The organism is Streptococcus mitis, assembly GCF_019929545.1.
GTDB classification, from domain to species: domain Bacteria; phylum Bacillota; class Bacilli; order Lactobacillales; family Streptococcaceae; genus Streptococcus; species Streptococcus mitis_BU.
Window position 1 is genome coordinate 1 of sequence record NZ_JAHZPT010000015.1, and the last position, 20,081, is coordinate 20,081.

Sequence of the window (20,081 nt, forward strand, 5' to 3'; positions counted from 1 at the left end):
AGGCTCGGTAGCTCAGTTGGTAGAGCAATGGATTGAAGCTCCATGTGTCGGCGGTTCGATTCCGTCTCGCGCCATTTATATATTTTGGAAGGGTAGCGAAGAGGCTAAACGCGGCGGACTGTAAATCCGCTCCTTCGGGTTCGGGGGTTCGAATCCCTCCCCTTCCATTTTACGGGCATAGTTTAAAGGTAGAACTAAGGTCTCCAAAACCTTCAGTGTGGGTTCAATTCCTACTGCCCGTGTTAATAGAATTATGGCGGGTGTGGTGAAGTGGTTAACACACCAGATTGTGGCTCTGGCATGCGTGGGTTCGATCCCCATCACTCGCCTATTTTATATTGTTGGGGTATAGCCAAGCGGTAAGGCAAGGGACTTTGACTCCCTCATGCGTTGGTTCGAATCCAGCTACCCCAGTTACTATTTGCCGGCGTGGCGGAATTGGCAGACGCGCTGGACTCAAAATCCAGTGTCCGCAAGGACGTGCCGGTTCGACCCCGGCCGCCGGTATAGTATAGAGTTAAGGAACGTTGTAAATCTTCGTTCCTTTTTTATATTATTTTTGGTATAATAATAGTTATTCAAATTTTATTTAGATTATGAAAGTGTAGGGAAGTATGTCTCGTTCTATCGATTTATTAAAACATCGGTATTTGAAAAATATTAAAGAAAATCCTGAATTGTTTGTCGGGATTGAGCTGGAATATCCTGTTGTAAACTTGGAAGGGGATGCTACAGATGTTGAAGTTATCAAGTACTTATTCCGATATTTAGTTTCTGCTTTGGATTTTACTGTCGAAAAGGTTGATGATTTTGGGACTCCTATTCAGTTAGTGGAGCCAGCAAGTCAGGATGTTATTTTATTTGAAGTTTCCTATACTACGATTGAGTTTGCATTTGGTAAGGCTGAAACGATACAAGAAGTTGAAGAACGTTTTAATATTTATATGGAGGCAATCCAGAAGAAGTTAGCTGAATCAAATCATGCTATTGTTGGCTGTGGTATCCATCCCAACTGGGATAAAAATGAGAATTGTCCAGTGGCTTATCCACGCTATCAGATGTTGATGGATTATTTGAATATGAGTAGAAATGTTGCTAAATCAGACTTGCATCATTTCCCTGAATATGGTGCTTTTATCTGTGGGAGTCAGGTACAACTGGATGTTTCAAAGTCTAACTATTTAAGAGTGATTAATGCTTTTACCCAAATTGAAGCAGTTAAGGCTTATTTATTTGCAAATTCTGAGTTTTCAGGTGAGGATTGGGATACGAAAATTTCAAGGGATATTTTCTGGGAAGAATCGATGCATGGTATCTATCCAGAAAATGTCGGGGTCAATGCTAGACTCTTTAAAGATGAGGATGATTTTTTTGATTATCTAGATCATTCTGCAATTTTTACTGCGGAACGCGATGGGCAAACCTATTATTTTTATCCGATTCAGGCAAGGGACTATTTGGCTACAACTGAAATCCAAGCATATGCTCTTAATGGGGATGAGATTCTTATTTACCCTCAAGAGAAGGATTTTGAAACTCATCGTAGTTATCAGTACCAAGACTTAACGACTCGAGGAACAGTTGAGTTTCGTAGTGTGTGTACTCAGCCTCTAGAGAGAACCTTCGCTTCTGCAGCTTTTCACTTAGGATTGTTGGTTAATTTAGATAAGTTAGAAGCTTACTTAGAAACAGCGCCTTTCTTTAAAGAATTTGGGCGAAATTACAAGTTTTTAAGACGACAATTTTCTAAGAAAAAGCTTACAGATGAGGAAGAAACTGCGATTATTGAATTTTCCAAACACATACTCCTGCTAGCTTGGGAAGGACTGGAGATGAGAAATAAGCAAGAAACAAGCTATTTACAGCCTTTGAAAGAAGAATCGGGCCTATAATTTCTCTTATAAAAGGAGAATTTTCTGAAAAATCATGATATAATGGATGAGACTATAGATAAAGGATAGAGAGTAATGACATTAGTTTATCAATCAACGCGTGATGCCAACAATACAGTAACTGCTAGCCAAGCTATTTTGCAAGGTTTGGCGACGGATGGTGGTTTGTTTACACCGCTTACTTATCCAAAGGTAGATTTGGACTTTGACAAATTGAAAGATGCTTCTTACCAGGAAGTTGCTAAGTTAGTTTTGTCAGCATTTTTAGATGACTTTACAGCTGAGGAGTTGGACTACTGTATCAACAATGCCTACGATAGCAAGTTTGATATTCCAGCTATAGCGCCTTTGGTGAAATTAGACGGCCAATACAATTTGGAACTGTTCCATGGTTCAACAATTGCTTTTAAGGATATGGCCTTGTCTATTTTGCCATACTTTATGACAACAGCTGCTAAGAAGCATGGTTTGGAGAACAAGATTGTCATCTTAACAGCGACATCTGGTGATACTGGGAAAGCTGCTATGGCAGGGTTTGCGGATGTGCCTGGAACTGAGATTATCGTCTTTTATCCAAAGGATGGTGTCAGCAAGGTTCAAGAGTTGCAAATGACTACTCAGACTGGTGATAATACTCATGTTATCGCTATTGATGGTAACTTTGATGATGCTCAAACAAATGTGAAGCATATGTTTAACGATGTAGCCCTTCGTGAAAAGTTGGCTACCAATAAACTGCAATTTTCATCTGCCAACTCTATGAATATCGGTCGTTTGGTGCCACAGATTGTTTATTATGTTTATGCCTATGCTCAGTTGGTTAAGACTGGTGAGATTGTGGCTGGTGATAAGGTCAACTTCACAGTACCAACAGGAAATTTTGGAAATATCTTGGCTGCCTTTTATGCTAAGCAAATTGGTCTACCAGTTGGCAAATTAATCTGTGCTTCAAATGACAACAATGTTTTGACAGACTTTTTCAAGACACGTGTTTACGACAAGAAACGTGAGTTTAAAGTGACTACTAGTCCATCTATGGATATTTTGGTATCTTCAAACTTGGAGCGTTTGATTTTCCATCTTTTAGGTAATGATGCTGTTAAAACAGCTGAACTCATGAATGCCTTGAACAAGCAAGGACAATATGAGTTGACAGACTTTGATGCAGAGATTTTGGACCTCTTTGCAGCTGAATATGCGACTGAGGAAGAAACGGCAGCAGAAATCAAGCGTGTTTATGAGGCAGATTCTTATATCGAGGATCCACATACGGCGGTTGCCTCGGCAGTTTATAAGAAATACCAAGCGGCTACTGGCGATGTGACTAAGACAGTGATTGCTTCAACAGCGAGTCCATACAAGTTCCCAGTGGTTGCAGTAGAAGCTGTAACTGGAAAATCAGGGCTTGGCGACTTTGAAGCCTTGGCTCAATTACATGATATTTCAGGAGTTGCAGTGCCACCAGCAGTTGACGGGCTTGAAACAGCTCCTGTTCGTCACAAGACAACAGTGGCAGCTGCTGATATGCAAGCAGCGGTTGAGGCTTATCTAGGACTTTAAGACAGAGGGAGTAAACTCGGTTGGGAAACCAACTGAGTTTCTTTTCATCAGGAGGAAGGATTGTTTAAGAAAAATAAAGACATTCTTAATATTGCCTTGCCAGCTATGGGCGAAAATTTTTTGCAGATGCTCATGGGGATGGTGGATAGTTACTTAGTAGCCCACTTGGGCTTGATAGCTATTTCGGGTGTATCAGTAGCTGGCAATATTATCACGATTTATCAGGCGATTTTCATCGCTCTGGGAGCTGCTATTTCCAGTGTTATTTCAAAAAATTTGGGGCAGAAGGATCAATCTATGCTAGCCTATCATGTGACTGAGGCATTGAAGATTACCTTACTATTAAGTTTCCTTTTAGGATTTTTGTCCATCTTCGCTGGGAAAGAGATGATAGGACTTTTGGGGACGGAGAGAGATGTAGCTGAGAGTGGTGGACTCTACCTATCTTTGGTAGGCGGATCGATTGTTCTCTTAGGTTTAATGACTAGTCTGGGAGCCTTGATTCGTGCAACGCATAATCCACGTCTGCCTCTCTATGTTAGTTTTTTATCCAATGCCTTGAATATTCTTTTTTCAAGTCTAGCTATTTTTGTTCTGGATATGGGGATAGCTGGTGTTGCTTGGGGGACAATTCTGTCTCGTTTGGTAGGTCTTGTGATTTTATGGTCGCAATTAAAGTTGCCTTTTGAGAAACCGACTTTTGGTTTAGATAAGGAACTATTGACCTTAGCGTTGCCAGCAGCTGGAGAGAGGCTCATGATGAGGGCTGGAGATGTCGTGATCATTGCCTTGGTTGTTTCTTTTGGAACGGAGGCGGTGGCTGGAAATGCAGTCGGAGAAGTCTTGACCCAGTTTAACTATATGCCTGCCTTTGGCGTCGCTACTGCAACGGTCATGATGGTGGCCCGAGCAGTTGGGGAGGATAATTGGAAAAAAGTAGCTAATTTGAGCAAGCGAACTTTTTGGCTTTCTCTGGTCCTCATGTTGCCTTTGACCTTCAGTATATATGCCTTGGGTGTACCACTAACTCATCTCTATACGACTGATCCTCTAGCGGTTGAGGCTAGTGTTCTAGTGACACTGTTTTCACTACTTGGTACTCCTATGACGATAGGAACAGTCATCTATACAGCAGTCTGGCAGGGTTTGGGCAATGCTCGGCTTCCCTTTTATGCGACAAGTATAGGAATGTGGTGTATCCGCATTGGAACGGGATATCTGATGGGGATTGTGCTTGGTTGGGGCTTGCCCGGTATTTGGGCCGGAACCCTTTTGGATAATGGTTTTCGTTGGTTATTTCTACGTTACCGTTACCAGCGTTATATGATCTTGAAAGGATAGGAAATGCAAAAAACAGCTTTTATTTGGGATTTAGACGGGACTTTATTGGATTCTTACGAAGAGATTTTGTCAGGGATTGAGGAAACTTTTGGTCAGTTTGCTATTCCTTATGATAAAGGGAAGGTGAGGGAGTTTATTCTCAAGTATTCTGTTCAGGATTTGCTTGTGCAGGTGGCGGAAGAGAGAAAGCTGGATGTGGAAATGCTAAATCAGGTGCGTGCACAGAGTCTGGCTGAGAAGAATGCTCAGGTAGTTTTGATGCCAGGTGCGCGTGAGGTGTTGAATTGGGCGGACGAATCAAGAATTCAGCAGTTTGTTTACACTCATAAGGGAGACAATGCTCGTACCATTCTCAGAGACTTGGGTTTGGAGTCCTATTTTACGGAGATTTTAACCAGTCAGAGTGGCTTTGCGCGTAAACCTAGTTCAGAAGCGGCTACCTATCTGTTAGACAAGTATCAGTTGGATTCTGAGAAGACCTATTATATAGGGGATCGGACTCTGGATGTAGAATTTGCCCAGAATAGTGGGATTCAAAGTATCAACTTTTTAGAGTCGACTTATGAAGGAAATCACAGGATTCAAGCGTTAGCAGATATTTCCCGTTTTTTTAAGGCTGAGCAATAAAAAGATTGTGTCAGTTTTGTGACAGAGACCTAACAAACTGTTTCAAGTAACCGAGTTTGTTACAAGGAATAGACAGTTCTGTTAAATAGGCCCGAGAGGGCTTTTTTTCTGCTTTTTTTGTGTTATCATAGACAGGTACTCATTTGAAAGGAATTTGAAAGAATGAAGAAAAGAATATTATTAGCCTCAACGGTAGCTCTATCATTTGCCCCAGTATTGGCAACTCAAGCAGAAGAAGTTCTTTGGACTGCACGTAGTGTTGAGCAAATTCAAAATGATTTGACTAAAACGGACAACAAAACTAGTTATACCGTTCAATATGGTGATACCTTGAGCACTATTGCAGAAGCCTTGGGTGTAGATGTCACAGTTCTTGCGAATTTGAATAAAATCACTAATATGGACTTGATTTTCCCAGAAACTGTTTTGACAACGACTGTCAATGAAGCTGAAGAAGTAACAGAAGTTGAAATCCAAACTCCTCAAGCAGACTCTAGTGAAGAAGTGACAACTGCGACAGCAGATTTGACAACCAATCAAGTGACGGTTGATGATCAAACTGTTCAGGTTGCAGACCTTTCTCAACCGATTGCAGAAGCTCCAAAAGCGGTAGAAACTACAAGAACAAAAGAAGTGGCATCAAGTTCAGAAGTTGCAGAGAAAGTTGCTACTGCAGAAAAAGTGGCACCATCTACAGAAACTTCTGTCCCAGAGGAGCAAACAGCCGAAACAAGTAGTGCAGTTGCAGAAGCAGCTCCTCAGGCAACGACTCCAGCTGAGAAAGATGAAACACAAGCAAGCACTCAAACTGAATCAGCAGTGGAAGCAACCACAATACCAGTAGAAGAAAAAGCACCTGAAACAACTGCAACAAGTTCAGAAGAAGCAAAAGAAGTAGCATCATCAAGTGAAGCTACAGCAGCAGTTTCTACTTATCAACCAGAAGAGGCGAAAACAGTTTCAACAACTTACGCGGCTCCAGCTGCGCCCGATTACGCTGGACTGGCAGTAGCGAAATCTGAAAATGCTGGCCTTCAACCACAAACAGCTGCCTTTAAAGAAGAAATCGCCAACTTGTTTGGCATCACATCCTTTAGTGGTTACCGTCCAGGAGACAGTGGAGATCACGGAAAAGGTTTGGCTATCGACTTTATGCTACCAGAAAGTTCAGAACTAGGGGATAAGATTGCGGAATACGCTATTCAAAACATGGCCAGCCGTGGAATTAGTTACATCATCTGGAAACAACGTTTCTATGCTCCATTCGATAGCAAATATGGGCCAGCTAATACTTGGAACCAAATGCCAGACCGTGGTAGCGTGACAGAAAATCACTATGATCATGTTCACGTTTCAATGAATGGATAAACCAGACTTTGTAATATCATTTTGACGAATGAGATATAGCTTTCGTGATAGGAAGCGAGTCTCGTTCGTTTTTTGTTTATCAATTTGAATGGGAAGTTACCATCTTGTAATAATCCAAGCAACATTCTTGCAATTTATTTTACTTTGCATTACACTTGATTAGTCAACTATTGATAAATCAATAAAAGGAAAGAAGAAATGATAGAGATTCAAGATCTACTTTATCAACTCCGCTTGTCTGAGCAAGCGAGTACGCAATTGTTTGAAAAAAGAATTGGGATTAGTTTGACACGGTATCAGATTTTATTATTTTTGCTGAAGCATTCCCCTTGTAATCAAATAGCGGTTCAGGAGTGTTTGAAGATTGATCAGGCTGCTTTGACCCGACATTTTAAAATTCTGGAAAAGGAAGGTTTGGTGGAGCGTCATCGTAATCCTGAAAATCAGCGAGAAGTGTTGGTGGAGGCTACGAAGTATGCCAAGGAGCAGTTAGTTGTGAATCCGCCTCTGCAGCATATCAAGGTTAAAGAAGCGATGGAAAGTATCTTAACAGAGTCTGAAAGAACAGAACTCAGCCGTTTATTAAATAAATTGGTTTTGGGTATTGAAAATATAGAAATTTAAGGAGAAATAGATGTCAATTATTACAATCATTTTAGCAACGATTGTTGCTTTGGAGCATTTTTACATTTTTTATTTGGAAAGTATTGCAACGCAATCAGATGCAACCAGTCGAGTATTTAACATGGAAAAGGAAGAACTGGCTCGTCCGTCTGTAAGTTCATTGTTTAAAAATCAAGGGATTTATAATGCTCTGTTAGGAGTCTTTCTCTTGTATGGGATTTATTTCTCACAGAATTTAGAAATTGTGACTATTTTTGTTTTATTTGTGATTGGTGCTGCGGCTTATGGCTCTCTCACAGCAGATAAGAAAATTATTTTGAAGCAAGGTGGACCGGCTATTTTGACCTTGATTAGTATTTTATTCTTTAAATAAACTCAAAAATCAATCCTAGACTCGCTAGTTCTTTTCAACTCGAGAATAAGGAAAATATGTTATACTTGTTTTTAAGAAAAAAGTCTCATTGAATTTGTTTTGAGGAGTTAGAAATGAAAGTATTAGTGACAGGTTTTGAGCCCTTTGGAGGGGAAAAGGTCAATCCAGCCTTGGAAGCCATTAAAGGTTTACCAGCTGAAATCCATGGTGCTGAGGTCCGTTGGCTAGAGGTGCCGACAGTTTTTCACAAATCGGCTCAAGTATTGGAAGAAGAAATGAGTCGTTATCAACCTGACTTTGTCCTTTGTATCGGCCAAGCAGGTGGAAGAACCAGCTTGACACCTGAGCGAGTGGCTATAAATCAAGATGATGCACGCATTCTTGATAACGAAGGTAATCAGCCGATTGACCTTCCCATTCGTCCAGATGGTGCTCCGGCTTACTTTAGTAGTTTGCCGATTAAAGCGATGGTTCAAGCTATAAAAAAAGAGGGATTGCCGGCCTCTGTTTCCAATACTGCAGGGACTTTTGTCTGCAATCATTTGATGTATCAGGCCCTCTATTTGGTAGAAAAGAAATTTCCCCATGTTAAGGCAGGTTTTATGCATATTCCTTATATGATGGAACAGGTGGTGAATCGACCGACCACTCCAGCTATGAGTTTAGTGGATATTAGGCGAGGGATAGAAGCGGCAATCGGCGCCATTATAGAACATGGAGATGAGGACCTCAAGTTGGTAGGCGGAGAAACTCATTGATAGAAAAAAGCTTGAGGGAAAACCTTCAAGCTTTTGGACGTTTTCGAGCCAATACTGCTCGGTAAAAAATCATTTTATTAATTTGAATGTAGGTTAGGAGTGAGAAACTAGCAATTCCAAAGGTAATCCAATTGAGGACGTACCAAGGAAGGAGTTGTAAGTCTAGGACAAAGCGCTGAAATTTGTAGCCTTTCATCAGGAAACGGCTGGTTTTTAGGATTTGTCCTGGTTTGGCTTGTCCTAAGTCTAGGGTGTCACAGAGGAGAAATTCTACCTGTGAATAGGCATAGTATTGTGGGATATAGAGACTATTTCCGACAATCATCAAGAGGATACTTGCTAGAAAGTAAAGACCAAAGGTCATGAGGAAGCGCTCGGTTTCAATTGACGAGAGATCCAAATTGGGAAATTCAGGATGAAGGACAACGAATTTCTTTGCTAGAAAGCTACTGTAAAAAAGAAAGTAAATTCCAAGCAAACTAGGAATACTCCATAAGAAGAGATAGAAACGTTTGAGAAGGAGAGTCAAAAAGGTTTGTGAAAAGTGCTCTTCGTTAAAGAGTGTGAGACTATTTTTGACGGATAGTTCTGTATCGGGATTCTTGATGAGTTTCAGAGTTGTATAAACTGAACTGGTTAGAAGTATTGTTCCGATAAAGGAGACTAATAATGGAAAGAGGTAGGCTTGGAATACATGGCCAAACACGCTTAAAAAGGTTTGTTCTAAAATAGACTCGTTGAGGCGCTCTAAGGGATTGAGGAAGCCAGATAAGATGACCAGCATGCTAGGTAAGAGATAGACGAGAAAGAGGCGAGAATTTTCAACTTGAAATTGTCTAGCCTGCAGACGAATGGTTTTTAAATCAATTTTTGGGTATTTCATTCTCTCATTATACCATAGTTCGTGACAGTTCCTACTTTTTTTGATAAAATCATACAGTATGCCCTTGGGCACAAAGTATGAACTGGGACTGTCTTTCTCAGCTTCGGAGGTAAAAAATGTCAGATTCACCAATCAAATATCGTTTGATTAAGAAAGAAAAACACACAGGAGCTCGTCTGGGAGAAATCATCACTCCCCACGGTACCTTCCCAACACCTATGTTTATGCCAGTTGGGACACAAGCCACTGTCAAAACTCAGTCGCCTGAAGAATTGAAGGAGATGGGTTCGGGAATTATCCTGTCAAACACCTATCATCTCTGGCTTCGCCCTGGAGATGAACTCATCGCACGCGCAGGTGGTCTCCACAAGTTCATGAATTGGGACCAGCCTATCTTGACAGATAGTGGTGGTTTTCAGGTTTATTCCTTAGCAGATAGCCGTAATATCACAGAAGAAGGGGTAACCTTTAAAAACCATCTCAATGGTTCTAAGATGTTCTTGTCCCCAGAAAAAGCCATTTCTATTCAGAACAATCTGGGCTCAGACATCATGATGTCCTTTGACGAATGTCCTCAGTTTTATCAACCTTACGACTACGTTAAGAAATCAATCGAGCGTACCAGTCGTTGGGCTGAGCGTGGTTTGAAGGCTCACCGTCGTCCACATGACCAAGGTTTGTTTGGGATTGTGCAGGGGGCAGGATTTGAAGACCTGCGTCGCCAATCGGCTCATGACCTTGTAAGCATGGACTTCCCAGGTTACTCTATCGGTGGTTTGGCGGTGGGAGAAACCCACGAAGAGATGAATGCTGTCTTAGACTTCACAACCCAACTACTGCCTGAAAATAAACCTCGTTATCTGATGGGTGTGGGAGCGCCAGATAGCTTGATTGATGGGGTGATTCGTGGGGTGGATATGTTTGACTGTGTCTTGCCGACTCGAATCGCTCGTAATGGTACTTGTATGACCAGTCAAGGTCGTTTGGTTGTCAAAAATGCTCAGTTTGCTGAGGACTTTACGCCACTGGATCCTGAGTGTGATTGCTACACATGTAAGAACTATACACGCGCTTATCTTCGTCACCTGCTCAAGGCTGATGAAACCTTTGGTATCCGCTTGACTAGCTACCACAATCTTTACTTCTTGCTTAACCTGATGAAGCAAGTTCGACAAGCCATCATGGATGATAATCTCTTGGAATTCCGTGAGTATTTTGTGGAAAAATATGGCTATAATAAGTCAGGACGCAATTTCTAAAACGGAATAGATATAAGCTAAAAATCCTAAGTTTTCTCTTGGGATTTTTCTTCTTTTTTTGATAGAATAAAGTGTACAATGAAAGGGAGAATAAACTCGTATGCGTATTAAATGGTTTTCCTTGATTAGGATTACAGGTTTACTTTTGGTACTCTTGTATCATTTCTTTCAGACGATCTTTCCTGGAGGATTTTTCGGGGTAGATGTCTTTTTTACATTTTCAGGTTTCCTGATCACAGCTCTACTTATCGAAGAATTTTCTAAAAATCATGAAATTGATTTGGTTGGATTTTTTAGGAGACGCTTTTATCGTATCGTGCCACCTGTGGTTTTGATGGTCTTGGTGACCATGCCTTTTACTTTCTTGGTTCGCCAAGATTATGTGGCTGGAATTGGGGGTCAGATTGCGGGTGTTTTAGGCTTCATGACCAACTTCTATGAGCTCCTAACAGGTGGGAGTTATGAATCTCAGTTCATTCCACATTTGTTTGTTCATAATTGGAGCTTGGCTGTTGAGGTTCACTACTATATCCTCTGGGGCTTGGCAGTTTGGTTCTTATCTAAACAGTCTAAATCAATTGGTCAGTTGAGAGGAATGGTCTTTCTCTTATCTGCTGCTACCTTCTTGATCAGCTTCTTCTCCATGTTTATTGGTAGTTTTCTAGTAACCTCTTATTCCTCTGTTTACTTCTCCAGTTTAACTCATATCTATCCATTCTTTTTGGGAAGTATCCTAGCAACGATAGTAGGCGTTCGTCAGACGACTTCCCTAATTAAGCAATTGGATAAAATCTGGGATTTACGCAAGACCCTTTTAGTTTTTGGAGGAAGTTTTGGCTTCTTACTCATTTTGACCTTCTTTGTCAAATTTACCTATCTCTTTGCCTATCTTATGGGCTTCTTGCTTGCCAGCCTTGCAGCCCTTGCTATGATTCTGGCGGCGCGTGTCTTACATGAAAAGACCCCTAACATGCAGGAGCCAAAGATGATCAGCTTTTTAGCGGATACTAGCTATGCGGTTTATCTTTTCCATTGGCCTTTCTACATTATTTTCTCACAGTTGACATCAAATCTTCTTGCTGTGTTACTGACTTTGATTTTTTCTTATGGATTTGCCGGCCTGTCATTTTATGTGCTGGAACCTTGGATTGCGGGAAAGAACACACCTATTATACAAGCCCTTCGTCCTCTGCCTCATATTCACACAATACTTGCAGCAAGTACAGGAATCTTGGCCTTCATTGTCTTCTTAGTAACTCTGTTGGCACCACAAGTGGGAGCTTTTGAGACAGACTTAACTGTCAATGGCTTGAAGCAAGCTGCAACAAATATTAACCAGACCAAGGTAATGACAGAACGAGCAGAAGCTGATAGTTTAGGAATTGCTGATGGCACTATGTTAATTGGTGATTCGGTAGCGCTAAGAGCTAATACAGCCTTGCAGACAGCCCTTCCAGGGGCACAGATTAATGCACAAGTAAGCAGAACAACCAAGACCGCCAACGAAATCATGCTCAACAATAGCCAGAATAAATTTCTACCAAAGATGGTGGTTATTGCAACTGGGGTAAATAATCCTGAAAATTACAAGGAAGACTGGGATAGTATCGTAAAAAATCTTCCTAAGGGCCACCATATGGTTTTGGTGACTCCTTATGAGGGGGATAAGACAAAAGAGACCTATGCAATCGTTGAGAAAGAGGCTGCCTATATGAGAGAATTGGCAGAGAAGACTCCTTACGTCACGATAGCAGATTGGAATCAAGTTGCGAAAGAGCATCCAGAAATTTGGACTGGGACAGACCAAGTTCATTTTGGAAGTGACAATAGTAAAATTGAAGCAGGAGCTAAATTGTATGCAGATACCATTGCTGTAGCCTTGCAAACAGCTCAAGACAAGCCAGTCAAATCAAAATAACTTGTATTAAAAAGAGAAGAGTTGGAGAAATCCAGCTCTTTTAAAATATCTTTAGAAAATAGGTCTATACCATTTACAAATAAAAAAGAAAGGTTTATAATGTAATTGACATAATAAATTGTAGAATCAATCTTTTAAGGAGGTTAACATTATGCCTAACTATATTAAAGCGGATCAATTTTTCTACCCACACGGAGTTCGTCGTGGCGGTTACCTGGAACTTGTGGACGGCAAGTTTGGAAAACATGTCGATCAGATTCCTGAAGGCGCTGAGGTGATTGACTATACAGGTTATAGCATTGCTCCAGGACTTGTGGATACCCACATTCATGGATTTGGTGGTGTGGATGTTATGGATAATAATATCGAAGGAACCCTTCATACCATGAGTGAAGGACTACTTAGTACAGGTGTTACCAGCTTCTTGCCTACCACTTTGACATCCTCTTATGAACAATTGCTTGCGGTAACTGAAAATATCGGTGCTCGTTACCAGGAAGCAAGTGGAGCCAAGATTCGTGGTATTTACTTTGAGGGACCTTATTTCACAGAGAAATACAAGGGGGCTCAAAACCCAGCCTATATGAAAGATCCTCGTATGGATGAGTTTCGTGCTTGGCAAAAAGCAGCCAATGGCTTGCTTAATAAAATTGCTCTTGCGCCAGAACGTGAAGGTGTGGAAGATTTTGTTCGTACGGTTACAGGCGAAGGTGTGACAGTTGCTCTTGGACATTCAAATGCGACATTTGATGAAGCCAAAAAAGCAGTCGATGCTGGAGCGAGCGTTTGGGTACACGCCTACAATGGCATGCGTGGCTTGACTCACCGTGAGCTCGGTATGGTGGGAGCCATGTATGAATTGCCACATACTTACGCTGAATTGATTTGTGATGGACACCATGTGGATCCCAAGGCCTGTGATATTTTGCTCAAACAAAAAGGAACTGAAAATATCGCCCTTATCACAGACTGTATGACAGCTGGTGGATTGGAAGACGGTGACTATATGTTGGGAGAATTTCCAGTTGTCGTTGCAAATGGAACTGCACGCCTCAAATCGACAGGCAATTTGGCAGGTTCTATCCTCAAACTCAAAGACGGTTTGAAAAATGTTGTCGACTGGAACATTGCCTCTCCACACGAAGCAGTTATGATGGCAAGCTTCAACCCAGCAAAATCTGTTCACATTGATGATGTCTGTGGCCAAATCCGTGAAGGCTACGACGCTGACTTTATCGTATTAGATAAAGATTTGGAATTGGTAGCAACCTACCTAGACGGTGTGAAACGTTATCAAGCATAAGAGAGAAAGCAGAAGTTAGAGATTAGCTTCTGCTTTTTTATCTATATTTCTTTACCAGTAAATAAAAAAGTTAAAAAAATCACAAAAAAACTTGAACAAACAAATGAAAAGGCTTACAATTATATTATAAACAGTACAAATAAAAAAACGGAGGAATGCTTTATGAAAGCCTATACTTATGTTAAACCAGGACTTGCTTCTTTTGTTGATGTAGACAAACCAGTGATTCGCAAGCCAACAGACGCTATTGTGCGTATCGTAAAAACCACTATTTGTGGAACAGACCTCCATATTATCAAAGGGGATGTTCCCGCTTGCCAAAGTGGTACCATTCTTGGTCACGAAGGGATTGGGATTGTTGAAGAAGTTGGAGAAGGAGTTTCGAACTTCAAAAAAGGCGACAAGGTCTTGATTTCTTGTGTTTGTGCCTGTGGTAAATGCTACTACTGTAAAAAAGGAATTTATGCCCACTGTGAAGACGAAGGGGGTTGGATTTTCGGTCACTTGATTGACGGTATGCAAGCTGAGTATCTACGTGTCCCTCATGCAGATAACACTCTTTACCATACTCCAGAAGACTTGTCAGATGAAGCCTTGGTTATGCTATCAGACATTTTGCCTACTGGGTATGAAATTGGTGTCTTGAAAGGAAAAGTAGAACCTGGTTGTAGCGTAGCCATTATCGGTTCAGGTCCAGTTGGATTGGCTGCTCTTTTGACAGCCCAATTCTATTCACCAGCTAAATTGATTATGGTGGACTTAGACGATAACCGCTTGGAAACTGCTGTATCATTTGGTGCGACTCATAAGATTAATTCTTCAGACCCTGAAAAAGCGATTAAAGAAATTTATGATTTGACAGATGGCCGTGGTGTAGATGTTGCTATCGAAGCTGTTGGTATTCCTGCAACATTTGATTTCTGTCAAAAGATTATCGGTGTAGACGGAACAGTTGCCAACTGTGGTGTACATGGTAAACCAGTTGAATTCGATTTGGACAAACTTTGGATTCGCAACATCAATGTAACAACTGGTTTGGTATCTACAAATACAACTCCACAATTGTTGAAAGCTCTTGAAAGTCATAAGATTGAACCAGAAAAATTGGTAACTCATTATTTCAAACTCAGTGAAATTGAAAAAGCCTATGAAGTCTTCAGTAAAGCAGCAGACCACCATGCAATTAAGGTCATCATCGAAAACGATATTTCAGAAGCTTAAGTAGTAAAAACATTTTGGAACATAAGCAAATAGAAATTCAGTCATCATAAGATGGCTGGATTTTTTATCAAAAAATTAAGAAGTGAGCATATTTCTTTCCTTGTTTGGCGGAATTGGTTATAATATACGGTACAAAGGAATGAATGAATATGTATCGTGTTATAGAAATGTACGGAGATTTTGAACCGTGGTGGTTCTTAGAAGGTTGGGAAGAAGATATTGTAGCAAGTAAGAAATTTGATCAGTATTATGATGCTCTCAAATACTATAAAACTTGCTGGTTTAAATTGGAACAAGAATCCCCTCTTTATAAAAGTAGAAGTGACTTGATGACCATTTTTTGGGATCCAGAAGACCAACGCTGGTGCGATGAATGTGATGAGTATTTACAACAATACCATTCTTTGGCTCTTTTGCAGGATGAGCAGGTTATCCCAGATGAAAAATTACGTCCAGGCTATGAAAAACAAACAGGTAAGGAAAGGCACCGTTCTTGCCGTATGAAATTAAAATAGAGAAAAAGTAACTTTTTTGGAGTTGCTTTTTTTATTTTTCCAAATCTTTGCGAATAGTATAGGTGAGGAGGTAAGTATGGTTCAAGAAATTGCACAAGAAATCATTCGTTCGGCTCGGAAAAAAGGGGCACAAGACATTTATTTTGTCCCTAAGTTAGATGCCTATGAGCTTCATATGAGAATAGGAGACGAGCGCTGTAAAATCGGTTGTTATGATTTTGAAAAATTTGCGGCCGTCATCAGTCACTTTAAGTTTGTAGCTGGTATGAATGTGGGAGAAAAGCGACGTAGTCAACTTGGTTCCTGCGATTATGCCTATGACGATAAGATGGCGTCACTACGTTTATCTACCGTAGGCGATTATAGAGGGCATGAGAGTTTAGTTATTCGTTTGTTGCATGATGAGAAGCAGGATTTGCATTTTTGGTTTCAGGATATTGAAGAACTGGGCAAGCAGTACAGGCAACGGGGACTTTATCTTTTTGCTGGCCCAGTCGGCAGTGGCAAGACAACCTTGATGCATGAATTAGCTAAGTCCCTTTTTAAGGGACAGCAAGTTATGTCCATCGAAGATCCTGTAGAAATCAAGCAGGACGACATGCTCCAGTTGCAGTTGAACGAAGCAATCGGGTTGACCTATGAAAATCTCATCAAGCTTTCCCTACGGCATCGTCCTGATCTCCTGATTATCGGAGAAATTCGGGACAGCGAGACGGCGCGTGCAGTGGTCAGAGCCAGTTTGACAGGGGCGACAGTCTTTTCAACCATTCATGCCAAGAGTATCCGAGGTGTTTATGAACGCCTGCTGGAGTTGGGTGTGACTGCGGAGGAATTGGCAGTCGTTCTGCAAGGAGTCTGCTATCAGAGATTAATCGGGGGAGGAGGAATCGTTGACTTTGCAAACAAAGACTATCAAGAACACCAACCAACTAGCTGGAATGAACAGATTGACCAGCTTCTTAAAGATGGACATATCACAAGTCTTCAGGCTGAAACGGAAAAAATTAGCTACAGCTAAGCAAAAAAATATCATCACCTTATTTAATAATCTCTTTTCCAGCGGTTTTCATCTAGTGGAGACTATCTCCTTTTTAGATAGGAGTGCCTTGTTGGACAAGCAGTGCGTGACCCAGATGCGCACGGGCTTGTCTCAGGGGAAATCATTCTCAGAAATGATGGAAGGTTTGGGATTTTCAAGTGCCATTGTCACTCAGTTATCCCTAGCGGAAGTCCATGGAAATCTCCACCTGAGTTTGGGAAAGATAGAAGAGTATCTAGACAATCTGGCCAAGGTCAAGAAAAAACTAATTGAAGTAGCGACCTATCCTTTGATTTTACTGGGATTTCTTCTTTTAATCATGCTGGGGCTACGGAACTATCTACTACCACAACTGGATAGTAGCAATATTGCCACCCAAATTATCGGCAATCTGCCACAAATCTTTCTAGGAATGGTAGGCCTTGTTTCAGTAGGTGTCCTTTTAGCACTAACTTTTTATAAAAGAAGTTCTAAGATGCGCGTCTTTTCTATCCTAGCACGCCTTCCTTTTCTTGGAATCTTTGTGCAGACCTATTTGACAGCCTATTATGCGCGTGAATGGGGGAATATGATTTCACAGGGAATGGAGCTGACGCAGATTTTTCAGATCATGCAGGAACAGGGTTCTCATCTCTTTAAAGAAATCGGTCAAAATCTAGCTAGATCCTTACAAAATGGTCAGGAATTTTCTCAGACGATAGCGACATATCCATTCTTTAAGAAGGAGTTGAGCTTGATTATTGAATATGGGGAAGTCAAGTCCAAGCTGGGTAGTGAGTTGGAAATCTATGCTGAAAAAACTTGGGAGGCCTTTTTTACTCGAGTCAATCGCACCATGAATTTTGTGCAGCCACTGGTTTTTATCTTTGTGGCACTGATTATCGTTTTACTTTATGCGGCAATGCTCATGCCCATGTATCAAAATATGGAGGTAAATTTTTAAAATGAAAAAAATGATGACATTCTTGAAAAAAGCTAAGGTTAAAGCTTTCACACTTGTGGAGATGTTGGTGGTCTTGCTCATCATCAGTGTGCTTCTATTACTCTTTGTACCTAATCTGACCAAGCAAAAAGAAGCAGTCAACGACAAAGGAAAAGCTGCTGTTGTTAAGGTGGTAGAAAGCCAGGCAGAGCTTTATAGCTTGGATAAAAATGAAGATGCTAGCCTAAGCAAGTTACAAGCAGATGGGCGTATTACTCCTGAACAGGCTAAAGCCTATAATGAATACTATACTAAAAACGGAGGAGCAAATCGTAAAGTCAATGATTAAGGCCTTTACCATGCTGGAAAGTCTATTAGTTTTGGGTCTTGTGAGTATCCTTGCCTTGGGCTTGTCCGACTCTGTCCAGTCCACTTTTGCGGCGGTAGAGGAGCAGATTTTCTTTATGGAGTTTGAAGAACTCTATCGGGAAACACAAAAACGTAGTGTAGCCAGTCAGCAAAAGGCTAGTCTGAACTTAGATGGGCAGACGATCAGTAACGGCAGTCAAAAGTTGACAGTTCCTAAAGGAATTCAGGCACCATCAGGCCAAAGTATTACATTTGACCGAGCTGGGGGTAATTCGTCCCTAGCTAAGGTTGAATTTCAGACCAGTAAAGGAGCGATTCGTTATCAATTATATCTAGGAAATGGAAAAATTAAACGCATTAAGGAAACAAAAAATTAGGGCAGTGATTTTACTGGAAGCCGTAGTCGCTCTAGCTATCTTTGCCAGCATTGCGACCCTCCTTTTGGGCCAAATTCAGAAAAATAGGCAAGAAGAAGCAAAAATCTTGCAGAAAGAAGAGATCTTGCGTGTAGCTAAGATGGCTTTGCAGACAGGTCAAAATCAGGTAAACATAAACGGAGTTGAGATTCAGGTGTTTTCTAGTGAAAAAGGATTGGAGGTCTACTATGGCTCAGAACAGTTGTTGGCTATCAAAGAGCTATAAGGTCAAGGCTTTTACCTTGTTAGAATCCCTGATTGCCCTCATTGTCATCAGTGGAAGCTTACTCCTCTTTCAAGCCATGAGTCAGCTCCTCATTTCAGAAGTTCGCTACCAGCAACAAAGCGAGCAAAAAGAGTGGCTCTTATTTGTAGACCAGCTGGAGGCAGAATTAGACCGTTCACAGTTCGAAAAAGTAGAAGGCAATCGCATTTATATGAAGCAGGATGGCAAGGAAATTGCGATAGGCAAGTCTAAATCGGACGATTTTCGAAAAACTGATGCCAGTGGACGAGGTTATCAACCTATGGTTTATGGACTCAAATCAGCTCAGATTATAGAGGAGAATCAAGTGGTTCGTTTTCGTTTCCAGTTTCAAAAAGGCTTAGAAAGGGAGTTCATCTATCGTGTGGAAAAAGCAAAAAGTTAAAGCAGGAGTTCTCCTCTATGCAGTCACCATGGCAGCCATTTTCAGCCTTTTATTGCAGTTCTATTTGAACCGACAAGTCGTCCACTATCAAGACTATGCTTTAAATAAAGAAAAGTTAATCGCTTTTGCCATGGCCAAACGAGCCAAAGATAGGGTTGAGCAAGAAAGTGGGGAACAGGCCTTTAATCTGGGTCAGGTAAGCTATCAAAACAAGAAAACTGGCTTGGTGACGACGGTTCGTACGCCTAAGAGTCAATATGAGTTCCTATTTCCTTCAGTCAAAATCAAAGAAGAGAAAACGGATAAAAAGGAAAAGGTAGTGACTGATTCAAGTAATCAAGCGGAAAAGAAAAAATCAGAAGAGAAGTCTGAAAAGAAAGAGAATTCCTAGTCAATTCAACTACTTTATGCTAAACTAAAGATATGAAACATGATTTTAACCACAAAGCAGAAACTTTCGATTCACCTAAAAACATCTTCCTTGCAAACTTGGTTTATCACACTATTGAGCAACAGCTTGATTTTCTATCAGACAAAGAAATTCTGGATTTTGGTGGTGGTACGGGTCTGTTAGCCTTGCCCCTAGCCAAGCAGGCTAAGTCTGTCACTCTTGTAGACATTTCTGAGAAAATGCTGGAGCAAGCTCGTTTGAAAGCGGAGCAGCAAGCAATCAAGAATATCCAGTTTATGGAGCAAGATTTATTGGAAAATCCCTTGAAGCAAGAGTTTGATATTATTGTCGTTAGTCGGGTTCTTCACCATATTGATTTGGATGCGGCTCTCTCACTGTTTCATCAACATTTGAAGGAAGATGGACAACTCCTCATTGCTGATTTTACCAAGACAGAAGCTAACCATCATGGATTTGAATTGGTTGAACTGGAAAACAGGCTAGCCCAGTTTGGTTTTTCATCTGTGCATAGTCAGATCCTCTATAGCGCTGAAGACCTGTTTCAAGGAAATTACTCAGAACTCTTTTTAACAGTAGCCCAAAAATCACTCGCCTAGTCAGGGAGTGATTTTTCTATAAGGATGGAAAAAAG

General features: G+C 41.0%; 22 protein-coding genes and 6 tRNA genes. 27 read left to right on the forward strand and 1 reads right to left on the reverse strand.

What is annotated here, in order from left to right:
* Window position 1: 1 nt before the first annotated feature.
* The 14 genes from K1I71_RS05610 (at window position 2) to pcp (ending at window position 8,543) form a co-directional block, all read left to right on the forward strand.
* A tRNA-Phe gene (locus K1I71_RS05610) sits at window positions 2–74 on the forward strand.
* A gap of 12 nt (window positions 75–86) precedes the next feature.
* Window positions 87–167, forward strand: a tRNA-Tyr gene (locus tag K1I71_RS05615).
* A gap of 4 nt (window positions 168–171) precedes the next feature.
* Window positions 172–242: transfer RNA gene (locus K1I71_RS05620), tRNA-Trp, on the forward strand.
* A 14-nt stretch (window positions 243–256) separates the two neighbouring features.
* Window positions 257–329: transfer RNA gene (locus K1I71_RS05625), tRNA-His, on the forward strand.
* Between the two features lie 13 nt (window positions 330–342).
* Window positions 343–414: transfer RNA gene (locus K1I71_RS05630), tRNA-Gln, on the forward strand.
* A gap of 9 nt (window positions 415–423) precedes the next feature.
* A tRNA-Leu gene (locus K1I71_RS05635) sits at window positions 424–507 on the forward strand.
* A 107-nt stretch (window positions 508–614) separates the two neighbouring features.
* On the forward strand, window positions 615–1,892 hold the full coding sequence (locus K1I71_RS05640) for a glutamate-cysteine ligase family protein (RefSeq protein WP_223330433.1): 1,278 nt from the start codon (window positions 615–617) through the stop codon (window positions 1,890–1,892).
* A gap of 75 nt (window positions 1,893–1,967) precedes the next feature.
* The gene (thrC, locus tag K1I71_RS05645) at window positions 1,968–3,452 is read left to right on the forward strand and encodes a threonine synthase (protein WP_223330434.1); all 1,485 of its coding nucleotides are present in this window, start codon (window positions 1,968–1,970) and stop codon (window positions 3,450–3,452) included.
* Between the two features lie 60 nt (window positions 3,453–3,512).
* Window positions 3,513–4,793, forward strand: coding sequence for an MATE family efflux transporter (locus K1I71_RS05650; RefSeq protein WP_223330435.1), 1,281 nt, complete (start codon window positions 3,513–3,515; stop codon window positions 4,791–4,793).
* Between the two features lie 3 nt (window positions 4,794–4,796).
* Complete coding sequence (locus tag K1I71_RS05655; RefSeq protein ID WP_223330436.1) at window positions 4,797–5,420, forward strand: HAD family hydrolase; 624 nt, start codon at window positions 4,797–4,799, stop codon at window positions 5,418–5,420.
* A gap of 162 nt (window positions 5,421–5,582) precedes the next feature.
* The gene (locus K1I71_RS05660) at window positions 5,583–6,788 is read left to right on the forward strand and encodes a LysM peptidoglycan-binding domain-containing protein (protein ID WP_045606640.1); all 1,206 of its coding nucleotides are present in this window, start codon (window positions 5,583–5,585) and stop codon (window positions 6,786–6,788) included.
* 198 nt (window positions 6,789–6,986) lie between these two features.
* Window positions 6,987–7,412, forward strand: coding sequence for a MarR family winged helix-turn-helix transcriptional regulator (locus K1I71_RS05665; protein WP_045606641.1), 426 nt, complete (start codon window positions 6,987–6,989; stop codon window positions 7,410–7,412).
* 10 nt (window positions 7,413–7,422) lie between these two features.
* Window positions 7,423–7,785 carry a DUF1304 domain-containing protein gene (locus K1I71_RS05670; RefSeq protein WP_045606643.1) on the forward strand — a complete coding sequence of 121 codons (363 nt, stop codon included), beginning with the start codon at window positions 7,423–7,425 and terminating at the stop codon, window positions 7,783–7,785.
* Between the two features lie 113 nt (window positions 7,786–7,898).
* Window positions 7,899–8,543, forward strand: a complete 645-nt coding sequence (gene pcp / locus K1I71_RS05675; protein WP_045606645.1) for a pyroglutamyl-peptidase I — start codon at window positions 7,899–7,901, stop codon at window positions 8,541–8,543.
* Between the two features lie 25 nt (window positions 8,544–8,568).
* Here pcp and K1I71_RS05680 read toward each other — a convergent pair whose 3' ends face one another.
* Window positions 8,569–9,426, reverse strand: coding sequence for a DUF975 family protein (locus K1I71_RS05680; RefSeq protein WP_223330437.1), 858 nt, complete (start codon window positions 9,424–9,426; stop codon window positions 8,569–8,571).
* Between the two features lie 116 nt (window positions 9,427–9,542).
* On the opposite strand from K1I71_RS05680, the gene tgt reads away from it, so the two are divergent.
* The 13 genes from tgt to K1I71_RS05745 all read left to right on the forward strand — a co-directional run bounded on the left by tgt (window position 9,543) and on the right by K1I71_RS05745 (window position 20,046).
* Window positions 9,543–10,685 carry a tRNA guanosine(34) transglycosylase Tgt gene (gene tgt / locus K1I71_RS05685; protein WP_001285237.1) on the forward strand — a complete coding sequence of 381 codons (1,143 nt, stop codon included), beginning with the start codon at window positions 9,543–9,545 and terminating at the stop codon, window positions 10,683–10,685.
* A 100-nt stretch (window positions 10,686–10,785) separates the two neighbouring features.
* On the forward strand, window positions 10,786–12,603 hold the full coding sequence (locus K1I71_RS05690; RefSeq protein ID WP_223330438.1) for an acyltransferase family protein: 1,818 nt from the start codon (window positions 10,786–10,788) through the stop codon (window positions 12,601–12,603).
* A gap of 151 nt (window positions 12,604–12,754) precedes the next feature.
* Complete coding sequence (gene nagA, locus K1I71_RS05695) at window positions 12,755–13,906, forward strand: N-acetylglucosamine-6-phosphate deacetylase (RefSeq protein ID WP_223330439.1); 1,152 nt, start codon at window positions 12,755–12,757, stop codon at window positions 13,904–13,906.
* Between the two features lie 162 nt (window positions 13,907–14,068).
* Window positions 14,069–15,127, forward strand: a complete 1,059-nt coding sequence (locus K1I71_RS05700) for a zinc-dependent alcohol dehydrogenase family protein (protein WP_000649459.1) — start codon at window positions 14,069–14,071, stop codon at window positions 15,125–15,127.
* Between the two features lie 149 nt (window positions 15,128–15,276).
* The gene (locus tag K1I71_RS05705) at window positions 15,277–15,642 is read left to right on the forward strand and encodes a DUF1033 family protein (RefSeq protein ID WP_045606653.1); all 366 of its coding nucleotides are present in this window, start codon (window positions 15,277–15,279) and stop codon (window positions 15,640–15,642) included.
* A 76-nt stretch (window positions 15,643–15,718) separates the two neighbouring features.
* The gene (gene comGA, locus K1I71_RS05710) at window positions 15,719–16,660 is read left to right on the forward strand and encodes a competence type IV pilus ATPase ComGA (protein ID WP_045606655.1); all 942 of its coding nucleotides are present in this window, start codon (window positions 15,719–15,721) and stop codon (window positions 16,658–16,660) included.
* The gene (gene comGB / locus K1I71_RS05715; protein ID WP_080975925.1) at window positions 16,608–17,624 is read left to right on the forward strand and encodes a competence type IV pilus assembly protein ComGB; all 1,017 of its coding nucleotides are present in this window, start codon (window positions 16,608–16,610) and stop codon (window positions 17,622–17,624) included. Before comGA ends, comGB begins: the two co-directional genes overlap by 53 nt.
* A gap of 1 nt (window position 17,625) precedes the next feature.
* Window positions 17,626–17,952, forward strand: coding sequence for a competence type IV pilus major pilin ComGC (gene comGC, locus K1I71_RS05720; protein WP_045606658.1), 327 nt, complete (start codon window positions 17,626–17,628; stop codon window positions 17,950–17,952).
* On the forward strand, window positions 17,945–18,349 hold the full coding sequence (gene comGD / locus K1I71_RS05725; RefSeq protein ID WP_045606659.1) for a competence type IV pilus minor pilin ComGD: 405 nt from the start codon (window positions 17,945–17,947) through the stop codon (window positions 18,347–18,349). Before comGC ends, comGD begins: the two co-directional genes overlap by 8 nt.
* Window positions 18,312–18,614, forward strand: coding sequence for a competence type IV pilus minor pilin ComGE (gene comGE / locus K1I71_RS05730; RefSeq protein ID WP_263284779.1), 303 nt, complete (start codon window positions 18,312–18,314; stop codon window positions 18,612–18,614). Before comGD ends, comGE begins: the two co-directional genes overlap by 38 nt.
* Window positions 18,577–19,038: a competence type IV pilus minor pilin ComGF gene (gene comGF / locus K1I71_RS05735; RefSeq protein ID WP_223330441.1), complete on the forward strand. Its 462-nt coding sequence runs from the start codon at window positions 18,577–18,579 to the stop codon at window positions 19,036–19,038. Before comGE ends, comGF begins: the two co-directional genes overlap by 38 nt.
* Window positions 19,016–19,429 (forward strand): competence type IV pilus minor pilin ComGG, encoded by a 414-nt coding sequence (gene comGG / locus K1I71_RS05740; protein WP_045606663.1) that lies wholly within the window; start codon window positions 19,016–19,018, stop codon window positions 19,427–19,429. The genes comGF and comGG overlap by 23 nt, the downstream gene beginning before the upstream one ends.
* Window positions 19,430–19,461: 32 nt before the next feature.
* On the forward strand, window positions 19,462–20,046 hold the full coding sequence (locus K1I71_RS05745) for a class I SAM-dependent methyltransferase (RefSeq protein ID WP_223330442.1): 585 nt from the start codon (window positions 19,462–19,464) through the stop codon (window positions 20,044–20,046).
* Window positions 20,047–20,081: the final 35 nt, after the last annotated feature.

What these genes read in the sequence shown, in the direction of transcription:
- tgt (WP_001285237.1), top strand. Translation starts at nt 9,543, where the DNA reads ATGTCAGATTCACCAATCAAATATCGTTTGATTAAGAAAGAAAAACAC.
- comGA (WP_045606655.1), top strand. Translation starts at nt 15,719, where the DNA reads ATGGTTCAAGAAATTGCACAAGAAATCATTCGTTCGGCTCGGAAAAAA.
- K1I71_RS05745 (WP_223330442.1), top strand. Translation starts at nt 19,462, where the DNA reads ATGAAACATGATTTTAACCACAAAGCAGAAACTTTCGATTCACCTAAA.
- K1I71_RS05670 (WP_045606643.1), top strand. Translation starts at nt 7,423, where the DNA reads ATGTCAATTATTACAATCATTTTAGCAACGATTGTTGCTTTGGAGCAT.
- K1I71_RS05660 (WP_045606640.1), top strand. Translation starts at nt 5,583, where the DNA reads ATGAAGAAAAGAATATTATTAGCCTCAACGGTAGCTCTATCATTTGCC.
- nagA (WP_223330439.1), top strand. Translation starts at nt 12,755, where the DNA reads ATGCCTAACTATATTAAAGCGGATCAATTTTTCTACCCACACGGAGTT.
- K1I71_RS05655 (WP_223330436.1), top strand. Translation starts at nt 4,797, where the DNA reads ATGCAAAAAACAGCTTTTATTTGGGATTTAGACGGGACTTTATTGGAT.
- comGE (WP_263284779.1), top strand. Translation starts at nt 18,312, where the DNA reads ATGGAAAAATTAAACGCATTAAGGAAACAAAAAATTAGGGCAGTGATT.
- comGD (WP_045606659.1), top strand. Translation starts at nt 17,945, where the DNA reads ATGATTAAGGCCTTTACCATGCTGGAAAGTCTATTAGTTTTGGGTCTT.
- comGF (WP_223330441.1), top strand. Translation starts at nt 18,577, where the DNA reads ATGGCTCAGAACAGTTGTTGGCTATCAAAGAGCTATAAGGTCAAGGCT.
- K1I71_RS05705 (WP_045606653.1), top strand. Translation starts at nt 15,277, where the DNA reads ATGTATCGTGTTATAGAAATGTACGGAGATTTTGAACCGTGGTGGTTC.
- comGC (WP_045606658.1), top strand. Translation starts at nt 17,626, where the DNA reads ATGAAAAAAATGATGACATTCTTGAAAAAAGCTAAGGTTAAAGCTTTC.
- thrC (WP_223330434.1), top strand. Translation starts at nt 1,968, where the DNA reads ATGACATTAGTTTATCAATCAACGCGTGATGCCAACAATACAGTAACT.
- K1I71_RS05690 (WP_223330438.1), top strand. Translation starts at nt 10,786, where the DNA reads ATGCGTATTAAATGGTTTTCCTTGATTAGGATTACAGGTTTACTTTTG.
- K1I71_RS05680 (WP_223330437.1), bottom strand. Translation starts at nt 9,426, where the DNA reads ATGAAATACCCAAAAATTGATTTAAAAACCATTCGTCTGCAGGCTAGA.
- K1I71_RS05665 (WP_045606641.1), top strand. Translation starts at nt 6,987, where the DNA reads ATGATAGAGATTCAAGATCTACTTTATCAACTCCGCTTGTCTGAGCAA.
- pcp (WP_045606645.1), top strand. Translation starts at nt 7,899, where the DNA reads ATGAAAGTATTAGTGACAGGTTTTGAGCCCTTTGGAGGGGAAAAGGTC.
- comGB (WP_080975925.1), top strand. Translation starts at nt 16,608, where the DNA reads ATGGACATATCACAAGTCTTCAGGCTGAAACGGAAAAAATTAGCTACA.
- K1I71_RS05700 (WP_000649459.1), top strand. Translation starts at nt 14,069, where the DNA reads ATGAAAGCCTATACTTATGTTAAACCAGGACTTGCTTCTTTTGTTGAT.
- K1I71_RS05640 (WP_223330433.1), top strand. Translation starts at nt 615, where the DNA reads ATGTCTCGTTCTATCGATTTATTAAAACATCGGTATTTGAAAAATATT.